At 41.6% G+C, this 9,723-nt stretch carries 13 protein-coding genes; all 13 read left to right on the top strand.

Annotation, left to right across the window (positions count from 1 at the left end):
• Positions 1-101 precede the first annotated feature (101 nt).
• The 13 genes from FTU29_RS15810 to FTU29_RS15750 all read left to right on the top strand — a co-directional run bounded on the left by FTU29_RS15810 (position 102) and on the right by FTU29_RS15750 (position 9,683).
• On the top strand, positions 102-614 hold the full coding sequence (locus FTU29_RS15810) for a hypothetical protein (RefSeq protein WP_180122827.1): 513 nt from the start codon (positions 102-104) through the stop codon (positions 612-614).
• A complete protein-coding gene (locus FTU29_RS15805) occupies positions 611-1,234 on the top strand; it encodes a putative metallopeptidase (protein ID WP_180122826.1) in 624 nt (207 codons plus the stop codon). Before FTU29_RS15810 ends, FTU29_RS15805 begins: the two co-directional genes overlap by 4 nt.
• A 45-nt stretch (positions 1,235-1,279) precedes the next feature.
• On the top strand, positions 1,280-1,822 hold the full coding sequence (locus FTU29_RS15800; protein ID WP_180122824.1) for a DUF2280 domain-containing protein: 543 nt from the start codon (positions 1,280-1,282) through the stop codon (positions 1,820-1,822).
• Complete coding sequence (locus FTU29_RS15795; RefSeq protein ID WP_180113345.1) at positions 1,761-3,047, top strand: terminase large subunit domain-containing protein; 1,287 nt, start codon at positions 1,761-1,763, stop codon at positions 3,045-3,047. The genes FTU29_RS15800 and FTU29_RS15795 overlap by 62 nt, the downstream gene beginning before the upstream one ends.
• Before the next feature lies 1 nt (position 3,048).
• Positions 3,049-4,482 carry a DUF4055 domain-containing protein gene (locus FTU29_RS15790; RefSeq protein ID WP_180122822.1) on the top strand — a complete coding sequence of 478 codons (1,434 nt, stop codon included), beginning with the start codon at positions 3,049-3,051 and terminating at the stop codon, positions 4,480-4,482.
• A 2-nt stretch (positions 4,483-4,484) separates the two neighbouring features.
• Positions 4,485-5,609 carry a minor capsid protein gene (locus tag FTU29_RS15785; protein WP_180122820.1) on the top strand — a complete coding sequence of 375 codons (1,125 nt, stop codon included), beginning with the start codon at positions 4,485-4,487 and terminating at the stop codon, positions 5,607-5,609.
• Positions 5,610-5,650: 41 nt separating this feature from the next.
• Positions 5,651-6,025 (top strand): hypothetical protein, encoded by a 375-nt coding sequence (locus FTU29_RS15780; protein WP_180122818.1) that lies wholly within the window; start codon positions 5,651-5,653, stop codon positions 6,023-6,025.
• A 240-nt stretch (positions 6,026-6,265) separates the two neighbouring features.
• A complete protein-coding gene (locus FTU29_RS15775; protein WP_180122816.1) occupies positions 6,266-7,018 on the top strand; it encodes a DUF6651 domain-containing protein in 753 nt (250 codons plus the stop codon).
• 20 nt (positions 7,019-7,038) lie between these two features.
• The gene (locus FTU29_RS15770) at positions 7,039-7,995 is read left to right on the top strand and encodes a major capsid protein (protein ID WP_180122814.1); all 957 of its coding nucleotides are present in this window, start codon (positions 7,039-7,041) and stop codon (positions 7,993-7,995) included.
• A 50-nt stretch (positions 7,996-8,045) separates the two neighbouring features.
• Positions 8,046-8,564 carry a hypothetical protein gene (locus tag FTU29_RS15765; RefSeq protein ID WP_180122812.1) on the top strand — a complete coding sequence of 173 codons (519 nt, stop codon included), beginning with the start codon at positions 8,046-8,048 and terminating at the stop codon, positions 8,562-8,564.
• Between the two features lie 3 nt (positions 8,565-8,567).
• Positions 8,568-8,942: a hypothetical protein gene (locus FTU29_RS15760; protein ID WP_180122811.1), complete on the top strand. Its 375-nt coding sequence runs from the start codon at positions 8,568-8,570 to the stop codon at positions 8,940-8,942.
• Positions 8,939-9,337, top strand: a complete 399-nt coding sequence (locus FTU29_RS15755) for a hypothetical protein (RefSeq protein ID WP_180122810.1) — start codon at positions 8,939-8,941, stop codon at positions 9,335-9,337. The genes FTU29_RS15760 and FTU29_RS15755 overlap by 4 nt, the downstream gene beginning before the upstream one ends.
• The gene (locus tag FTU29_RS15750; protein WP_218954897.1) at positions 9,312-9,683 is read left to right on the top strand and encodes a glutamate 5-kinase; all 372 of its coding nucleotides are present in this window, start codon (positions 9,312-9,314) and stop codon (positions 9,681-9,683) included. The genes FTU29_RS15755 and FTU29_RS15750 overlap by 26 nt, the downstream gene beginning before the upstream one ends.
• The last annotated feature ends 40 nt before the right edge of the window (positions 9,684-9,723 follow it).

Below are 9,723 nucleotides of genomic sequence, written 5' to 3'. Positions count from 1 at the left end.
CCATAGTCAATTTGATCAGTACAAGTTGGGCAATCGTGAAGAAAGTGAAAAGCTGTTTGAGCAATGGCTGGTTAAGACTGAGTTGATGATGGGTAAAAGGGATGAAGAATACTTTTAAACTCGAACCCGCAACGTTCGTCATTAAGTCATTTGAAGAAGTAGGTAAAGCAATTGCCTACATGCATAGACATCATGCGAATGCGTTAAGTGATGGCAAGCCTTTAGTTGTTCGGATCAATCAAAAAGAAGATGACCGCAGTAAAGCACAGAACCGCCTTTATTGGATGTGGATGAACCAGTGGTCCAAGCGTCAGGGCACAGATAAAGATGCAGAGCATTTGTTTTTCAAGAAGCAATTCTTAGCACGTATTTATCATCGTGATGATGTGGGTCAATATCGAAAGACGTTTGCAGCAGTCAAGGTTTTGAAAGATCAAAAGCACCCGCAATACCAGCAAGTGGCAGATGGATTGAATGAATTAATCAGCACCACAGATGCAACGGTGGATCAATTCACTGAGTACCTGAATGACATACATGCGTTTTGTAATAAACATGGGTGTTGGTTGAATACGCCTGATGATTTGATGTTTGCTTGGGAGATGAAGCGGTGAGGAGACCATATCCACCTGATAGCTTGATTAATAAAGACTGGTCTGAAGAATTTTTATTTGAACCAGCTGCAGATATCCATGATTGGCTTCAAGAAACCATCCTTAATCCAAATAGTGATTTATACAACAAAGACCACATGCATTTGATTGGTCACACAGGTATTGGTTTTTTATGGGCTGAAAGCGCATTTGAAAAACAAGGTCGTGTGGTTTTAGGTCAAGCCGAGATTGTTCAGTTTCAAGCAAGTGGCTGGAAGAAATATAGACAAGAAGCGCAATTGATTAAATGGTTTGGGTTTCTCCCGAAAGCACTAATCACACTGGATGCGCGTTACTGCTCAGACTGCTCGGATGCTTCATTCATGGCATTGGTTGAACATGAGCTTTACCACTTAAAACAAAAGATAAGTCCGAATGGTGGACCATGTTATGACAGTCATACAGGGCATGCGATATTGCAAATGCGTGGACATGATGTTGAAGAGTTCTTTGGTGTGGTACAGCGTTATGGCGGGAATGTTGATGTGCAGCGATTGGCAGAGCTTGTGAACAATGGTCCAACAATATCAAAAGCAAACATTGCCCATGCATGTGGTACGTGTTTATTGAAGTTGGCTTAATTTTTTTGCCTGCTTTGCTTTACGTAGCTTTACGGAGAGGTGGCTGTGGCAGCACTAAAAGAGCCTGTAAAAATCTTTATAGTTCAGTCTCTTGCTTGCTTTGAAACCCCTCAACAAGTAGCGGACACTGTAAAGCAAGAATTTAAAATTGAAATTAGTCGCCAGCAGGTGGCTTTATACGACCCGACAAAACACTCTGGACGGAATTTAAGTAAAAAGCTTAAAGACCTTTTTCAAAAAACAAGGACTGAATTTAGGTCTAATGTTTATGACATTCCTTTAGCCAATAAAGCTGTACGCCTTACCGAGCTACAGAAGATGTATTACGGTTGGGGTGAAAATAGATACATGAAGCAAGGCATCATTAAGCAGATCAAAGATGAAATGCACGGTCATGATGCTCAACTTTTAGATATTCAATTAAAGCAGCTTGAAATTGACAAAATCAAAAACGGCGATGGTGAGGGGGCAGATGATCCGACTCCTGTAAAAGTCACAATTCAAGTTGTAAATGCGAGTAAATCAAATGCCGAACATCAATCCGACACTGAATGTTCCGCAGGCAAACTTCCTTCAGCTGAAGAATAAATTCAGGGCCTTTGTTGCTGGTTTTGGTAGTGGTAAAACTTGGGTAGGTTGTTCAAGTCTTTGTGACAAATCTTGGGAATTTCCTAAGGTGCCATTAGGTTACTTTGCACCAACGTATCCACAGATCCGAGACATTTTCTTTCCAACCATCGATGAAGTGGCGTTTGATTGGGGTTTGAAAACCAAGATCTACGAAACAAATAAGGAAGTTGATATTTATTATGGTCGGCAATATAGAACCACAATTATTTGCCGCTCAATGGAAAAGCCACAAACGATTGTAGGTTTTAAAATTGGTCACGCTCTGATTGATGAGCTTGATGTGATGAATAAGGATAAGGCGCAGCAGGCTTGGCGAAAAATCATTGCTCGTATGCGTTATAAACAAGCAGGTTTGATGAATGGCATTGATGTTGCAACCACGCCAGAAGGCTTTAAGTTCACTTATGAGCAGTTTGTAAAAGAAGCCAATTCAACACCCGCCAAACGTGCATTGTATGGAATGATTCAAGCGTCAACTTATGATAATGAAAAGAATCTACCTGATGACTACATCTCATCTCTTTACGAGTCGTATCCGCCTGCATTGATTTCAGCCTATTTGAAGGGACAATTCGTCAATCTAACCAGTGGTGCGGTTTACCCTGACTTTGATCGAAAACTAAATCACACAGATGAGGAAATTCAACCTAATGAGCATTTAATCATTGGGATGGACTTTAACGTCCTGAAGATGGCAGCTGTGGTTTATGTAATTCGAGATGGAAAGCCATTGGCACTGGATGAAATGGTTGGGGTGCGTGATACACCGACTATGGCCACATTGCTTATCGAGCGTTTTCCATTTCATGAAATGACAGTGATTCCAGATGCTGCAGGGCAATCAACATCATCTAAAAATAGTAGTGAATCGGATCATCAAATTTTAAGAGACAAGGGCTTTAGGGTTGAGGTTAATGGTACCAACCCTGCAATTAAGGATCGTATCAACTCAGTTAATGCCTTGATCCTAAATGGTGATGGTGAGCGTACGTTAAAGGTAAACACCAATAAGTGCCCTAGATTTACCGAAACTCTAGAGCAACAAGTTTATGACGATTTTGGGATGCCTGATAAAAAGTCAGGACTAGATCATGTGGGTGATGCTGGTGGTTACCCTTTAGTTAAACGGTTCCCAATTATTAAACCTGTCACACGCATCGATATACCAATGTTTGGATTCTAATATGAGCATTACAGCAACACATGCCGACTATGATAAGCACATTGCGACTTGGAATAAGTTGGATGATGTTTGTGGTGGTCAGGAAGTTATTAAGGCAGCAAAAGAGAAGTACCTGCCTAAGCCATCTCTGTTTAATTCAAAGAATGATCCAGATGGCTCAAATCGCTATAACGAATATTTGATGCGTTCAATTTTCCCCGGTGTGACAAGCCGTACTTTGGCGAGTCATATTGGCTTGGCTTATGGCAAATCACCAGTCTTCAATAAACCTGATGAATTGGAATACTTAGAGCGTAATGCGGATGGTGCAGGCCGTTCAATTTACCAGAGTGCTCAACGTGCAACACGTTTAATCAACCGAAACTACCGCTGCGGTGTTTATGTTGATTTTCCAAATGTTGCGCCAAGTCGCAGTAAGGCAGAGGAAAAGTCTAAAGGTGCTTTTCCGATGATCCATATTCTTAAGGCTAGTTCAATTATTGATTGGGATTACATCATTGTTGGTAACCAGAAAAAGCTAAGTTTTGTGAAGCTGCTTGAGACGGTAAAAACCCGAAATGGATTTAAGGTTGAATCCAGCGATCAGTATCGAATTTTGGCGCTTGAAGAAGTTGGTAGTGGCTTTGTTTATACAGTTCAAATTTTCACTAAAAATGAAAAAGGCGAATGGGTAGAAGGAGAGAAGTACATTCCAACTGATTACCATGGTCAGCCTTGGGATTATATTCCATTCACATTCTGCGGCGCGGTAGACAACTCAGATGAAATTGGTACAGCACCACTGTATGAGTTGGCAACAATGGAGTTGTCTTATTACACCAGTACTGCTGATGTAGAAGAATCAGCATTTATTGTTGGTCAGCCTACTTTGTGCTTTCCGAATATTACTCGAGAACAGTACGAAATGGTGAAAGAGTCAGGTGCCTCTGTCGGCAGTCGCTCTGGTATTCCTACGGATGCAAAGATGGTCCAAGCGGAAAAAAATGGACTGGCTTATGAGCGTATGAATGATAAATGGGACCAAATGAAAGAGCTTGGCGCTCGATTAATTGAAGTTGGATCCGCTAACAAGACAGCGACTCAGGCAGACAATGACAGCTCAGTTCAACATTCAGTTTTGTCACTCGTTGTGGCGAATGTATCTGAAGCCTTTACCAATGCACTGCGCTGGTGTGCCAAATTTGTGATGCCTGAACATGATCTAAAAGTGGATGAGCTGAGCTTTACGATTGCTCAGGACTTCAATAAACCAAAATATGACCCAACACGCTCAAAATTGATTTACGAAGCTTGTCTTGCAGGTGAATTACCAATGTATGTCTGGTATCACTACGAGCAGACCGGTACTTTCCCGGAAGATAAATGGGAAGACATCGTTAAGAAAATTGAAAAGCGTGAAGATGGTGGAATAGATTCACTAGATGATAAGGATTAAACATGAACATTTCAGCGCAGAAAGCCTTGGTTGATGCGCTGAGCCAACATTCAGCGTATCTCTACCGCGCATCATCTCAAGCAGTAAATGAACTTACAGCTCAGTTTAATAATCTTTCCAATAGCCAGTTAAACCGCTTAGTAGATATCTTAAACGAGCTGTCAGACTCAGAGCGAAATGCACTTAAAAGCCTAAACTTTTCGAGTAAGGCTAAATCAAGTAAAAACATTGAAGAGATTAAGACCATTCTGAATGAGTGGTTCAAATCAATTGATGTGGACTTGTTTGAGCAGTTCGATAAATCAGCATTACAGTTGGCGGTTTATGAGGCTTCATATTCTGCGAAGTTAGTTGCTGGTACTGCTGCAGTTGTTAATGCTGAAAAGATATATAAGGCCGCAAAGAAAGCACCTTTTTCAGGTGGTGCTTTGGTTGATTATCTATTTGCAGATATCGCAGCAACACTACGAAAGAAAGTTGAAAGTGCAATTCGTGATGGTATTTCACAAGGGCAGACCAATCAGCAGATTGTGCAACGAATCAAGGGGCGAAAGGCTTTAGATTATAAAGATGGCTTGCTTAAGTCGTCACGCGAATCAATTGAGCGCCAGGTCAGAACAGCTCGCAGCCATATCAGTACAGCGACTTACATTGATACCTATAAAGCCCTTGGCTATGAGTATGTCAAAGTTGTGGCTACTTTGGATGGGCGCACGTGCAAATACTGTGCATCAATTGATGGTGATGTGTTTGCTATCGATGATCCAGCGCGGCCAAGATTTCCAGTGCATCCTAATAACCGCACAACATATGTGCCGTGTAATAAGGATGGTGAGATAGCTGGATTACGGCCATTTGTTATGGATGAGCGTAAGGTTAAGGATATTCCTAAAGATGAGCGTAAGCATTTGATTGGCCAGCTGGATGCCAATACATCATTTAAAGAGTTTTTTGAACAGTCGGATGAGTTCTTTCAGCGCAATTGGCTGGGTAAGACGAAGTATGAACTTTATAAAAAAGGTGAGTACAGCATTGATAAGTTTGCCGATCCGTTGAATAAGCGTGGTTATACGTTGGAGGAGTTGAAGGTTTTAGATAAAAAAACCTTTGAATTGTTAGGTGTTTAAATATAATAGTCATCACTATTTTAACTAGGCAGATAACAACAATGAAGCTTTTCGCATTTCTATTTTGTGTAATTGTATCAAGCACCTCTTTTGCTTCAACTCAAAAAGACTTTGAACTTAAATATTACAAGTTAATGGAGCGATACATTCAAACACAATCGGACAGAAATCAAGTGATTTCTACGGAGGCAAAGAATGAGCAAGAGGATCTAGCTAGGTCCAATAAACTTAAAGCTCTAGATTGCAAAGGTTGGAAAGAGAATATTGAACTTTATGATTTTGTCTTAAGTAGATTTAAGGAGTATGAGGGAGCTTCAGAAGGTGTCCGAGCAATGGGATACACCAAAGAAAGCCTGCAAGATGAGTCTGAATGGTTGCGTGAGCAATTAAACCAACCAGAGAACAAATGCAAATAATCCAAATCATGACCCGAAAGTGCTTTCTTTAGGTCATAAGGACATCTCAAAAGCAGTAACAGAGGTTTAACTTGCAGAAAACAAACTTTAGAAATTAGAAGGTTATTGCTTTTTTGCAAGTACCCAAAAAACTAAATTCAAATAGAGCACCTCCCGAGGTGCTTTTTTTATGCCTGCTGAAAGCTGATGCGGACAGCGTAACGAGCGGATGCTCATTTTAGAAATAGGGTCGGATGACTTATGAAACTTAAAACAGTAACCGTGGATAACAAGACATATGCGGAAGTGAATGAACAGGGCTTACCAATCTATATTCATGACGATGGCAAAGAAGTAGCACATGATGCAGCCCAAACCGTAGCAACCATTTCGCGTTTGAATGGTGAAGCTAAAACAAACCGTGAACGCTATGAAAAGGCTGAATCCACGCTTAAAGCATTCGAAGGCATTGAAGATCCAGCAGCTGCTAAAAAAGCTTTAGAAACTTTGAAAAACTTCGACGATAAAAAACTGGTGGATGCTGGTGAAGTCGAAAAAATCAAACTCGAAGCAATTAAAGCCGTTGAAGATAAATATGCACCAATTGTTCAAGAGCGTGATGCATTTCAAACTCAACTGCATAACGAACTTATTGGAGGTGGTTTTGCTCGTTCTAAGTTCATTCAAGACAACATCGCTGTACCGGTAGACATGATTCAAGCCACGTTTGGTAAAAACTTCCAGATCGAAAATGGCAAGGTCGTGGCAGTTGGTGTAGACGGTCAAAAAATCTATTCACGCACTCGCCCGGGTGAAATCGCAGACTTTGATGAAGCTTTAGAAACTTTGGTTGGCGGATACCAACATAAGGATTCAATTTTAAAAGGTTCTCAAGCTGGTGGTGCGGGTTTTCAGGGGGGTGATGGAAACAAATCGGGCCCTAAATCTTTGGCTGAATGCAAAACCAAAGAAGAAAAGATTGCTTACATGAAGCAAGTGGGCGAAAAAGCATAAATTAATTTAAGGAGAGGCATATGCCTTTTGATTTACAGGTATTTAACAAGCAAACCTATGCCGCAATGACAGAAACGGTGGCACAGGACATTAATAAATTCAACGAAGCATCACAGGGTGCAATCCAATTGATCAATGAGCCTTTCGGTGGTGATTTCAACATCGAAGCATCGTTTAAAGCAATTGCCGGTATTGTGCGCCGTCGTAATGCATACGGTACAGGCACAGTTGTCGCAAAACGCTTAGAGCAGTTACTTGATGTGGCTGTAAAAGTTGCTGCAGGTACACCACCTATTGAATATGAAAAACAGCAGTATTCTTGGATTCTTCAGAACCCTGAACTTGCAGCCTTAACAATTGGTGAGCAGTTGGCCAAAGCGCGTTTAGCTGACATGCTGAATGCGGGAATTTTGGGTGCATCTACAGCAATTTCAGGAAATACCAATGCCGTGCATGGTGACGGTACTGATGCTGCATCATTCCGCTTGCTTAACAAAGGTGCTGCGAAACTTGGTGATCGTTCAAGCGCAATTCGTGCTTGGATTGTTCACTCCACAACAATGCACAACCTGTTTGATAATGCTCTGGCCAACTCAGAAAACCTGTTCCGTTATGATGGTGTGAATGTGGTTCGTGATCCGTTTGGTCGTGTGTTTGTGGTGACTGATGCCCCAGCATTGGTAGGTGATAACGCAGGTACTGCATTCTACAACTCGCTAGGCCTTGTTGAAGGCGCTGTTGTTGTGAATGACAACAATGACTTTAATGCTGAATTGGTGCCTGGCACTGGTGGTGAGAATATCAAGTACACCTACCAAGCTGAGTGGACATTCGGTGCAGGTGTGAAAGGTTACGCATGGGATACCGCTACTGGTGGCAAATCTCCAACTGATGCAGCAATTGGCACCCCAACCAACTGGGATCTAATTGCATCAAGCGTGAAAGATACAGCTGGTGTCCTAATTAAGTCTGCATAAATGAAGTGCCCCGAAAGGGGCTTTTCTTTGCCTGATTGGAAATAGAAAACATGAAACAAGAATCTAATAAACGCCTATATTTCACGGATGACTTCTCTCCCGAAAATGTGGCAAAACTTCAAGGTGAAGGTTATATCCTCCGCAAAGCTAGTGCTTATCACGAAGCTGATACTTTGGAACCGTGCTCAGAAGTGGCTGGTGATGTTCCTAAGGCTTATCTAGATCTGATTAAGCGCAATAATTCCAATATTGTCACCATTGAAGCAAAAGTTGGCATCACACCTGAATTACAACAAACCATTGATGATGCGAAAGCTGAATGTGAAAAGGTTGTTGCTGAAAATGATGAGCTGAAAGAGCAGTTGGATAAAGAGCGTGAAGCTGTCAAAAAGCTAACTGCTGAAAACTCAGAGCTAAAAGGCAAGTTGCTTATTGCTGAAAAAGCCTTAGTAGCAGCTGACGAAGAAATCAAAGCACTAAAAGCAGCAGCTAAAAAGCCAACTGCTGCGGAATTGAAAGCAGCTAAAGCCGCAGAAGAGGCGGCTAAAGTAGAACAACCAAAGGAATAACCCATGAGCTTTATTACCCAAGAACAGGCTGAGCAGATTCTAGGGGCAGACTTTGCGCCAGCTGGTGATAAAGCTCGCCTCATTAAATTAGCCAACACATGGATGCGAAACGAAGTCGGATCTATTCCTGATCCAATTGATCCAATCCTGATTGATGCTGCATGCGAAATCATCAAAGGCATTCAAGCAGGTGTGATTTACGCGGGCATAGCTCGTCAAACTACAAGTGAAAGCGTAAAAGCAGACACAGTGCAGGTCACTGAAAGTTTTGTCGAGGGTAGTGTTGAGGTATCAGAGTTCGAGCAAATTGCACGGGCTTACATTGCGTCATTAGATTTAAAGCCTAAAGGGTTTGGGTTTGAGGTGTTTCGAGCATGATTAGCACCGACTATGTACCTGAATGGTATATCACGCCTTTTGAGCATTCGAGGTACACATTAGCCCGCAATCAGATGCATATGGATCTTCTGTTTGATGATATGGGTGATTCGGATGAATTTTTATCTCTCGGCTGTCCTGCGCAAGTGGATTACTACGATGGCGGAAAACATTGCATTGTCCAACTTGGGGAAACCAAAGGTAAATCACTAATTACAATTCATGGTTTACTGTTGCATGAAGCTGTGCATATTTGGCAGCGCACAAAACACCTGATGGGTGAAAAAGAGCCAAGCATTGAATTTGAAGCATATTCAATACAGCGAATAGCTCAAGACTTGTTTGCTATGTATGAAGAGAGCGAAAGTCATGATCAAAAACAAAATTCAATCTAAAGTGGCTGCGGCATTTAATAAAAAGCTGGCTGATGCTGTGGATTCATTCACTTGTGAAAAGATAATTTACTCTGGTGAAATGGATTTCGAGACGCAGACTTACCCGATCATTGGTGATGAATCTTATTCTGGTCGTGGCGTACTGTTTGGTTCTTATTTAAAAGATATGGTTAAGCCGATTGATTATCAGGTGACAGACTGTAAGGCTACTGTGCTGCAGAATGAAGTCACTGGCTTGCCGCAGATTGGTGATGTTTGGGCTACATTAAAGGGTCGGTTCAAGATTGTGAATATTGGAGCTGATCCAACGGATAGTATTTGGGTTTGCCAGTTGCGGAAAGTTTAGATTGCAACTTTTATAAGATTTGATAACTTAAGAATCAAAT

Source organism: Acinetobacter sp. YH12086 (genome assembly GCF_013419345.1).
Taxonomy (GTDB): Bacteria; Pseudomonadota; Gammaproteobacteria; order Pseudomonadales; family Moraxellaceae; genus Acinetobacter; species Acinetobacter amyesii.
Note: the sequence above shows the minus strand (reverse complement) of the source record. Positions and strands in the feature narration are given on the sequence as shown.

Coding starts and splice junctions, on each gene's coding strand:
- FTU29_RS15810 (WP_180122827.1), top strand. CDS start 102: ATGAAGAATACTTTTAAACTCGAACCCGCAACGTTCGTCATTAAGTCA.
- FTU29_RS15795 (WP_180113345.1), top strand. CDS start 1,761: ATGCCGAACATCAATCCGACACTGAATGTTCCGCAGGCAAACTTCCTT.
- FTU29_RS15790 (WP_180122822.1), top strand. CDS start 3,049: ATGAGCATTACAGCAACACATGCCGACTATGATAAGCACATTGCGACT.
- FTU29_RS15785 (WP_180122820.1), top strand. CDS start 4,485: ATGAACATTTCAGCGCAGAAAGCCTTGGTTGATGCGCTGAGCCAACAT.
- FTU29_RS15780 (WP_180122818.1), top strand. CDS start 5,651: ATGAAGCTTTTCGCATTTCTATTTTGTGTAATTGTATCAAGCACCTCT.
- FTU29_RS15775 (WP_180122816.1), top strand. CDS start 6,266: ATGAAACTTAAAACAGTAACCGTGGATAACAAGACATATGCGGAAGTG.
- FTU29_RS15770 (WP_180122814.1), top strand. CDS start 7,039: ATGCCTTTTGATTTACAGGTATTTAACAAGCAAACCTATGCCGCAATG.
- FTU29_RS15765 (WP_180122812.1), top strand. CDS start 8,046: ATGAAACAAGAATCTAATAAACGCCTATATTTCACGGATGACTTCTCT.
- FTU29_RS15760 (WP_180122811.1), top strand. CDS start 8,568: ATGAGCTTTATTACCCAAGAACAGGCTGAGCAGATTCTAGGGGCAGAC.
- FTU29_RS15755 (WP_180122810.1), top strand. CDS start 8,939: ATGATTAGCACCGACTATGTACCTGAATGGTATATCACGCCTTTTGAG.
- FTU29_RS15750 (WP_218954897.1), top strand. CDS start 9,312: ATGATCAAAAACAAAATTCAATCTAAAGTGGCTGCGGCATTTAATAAA.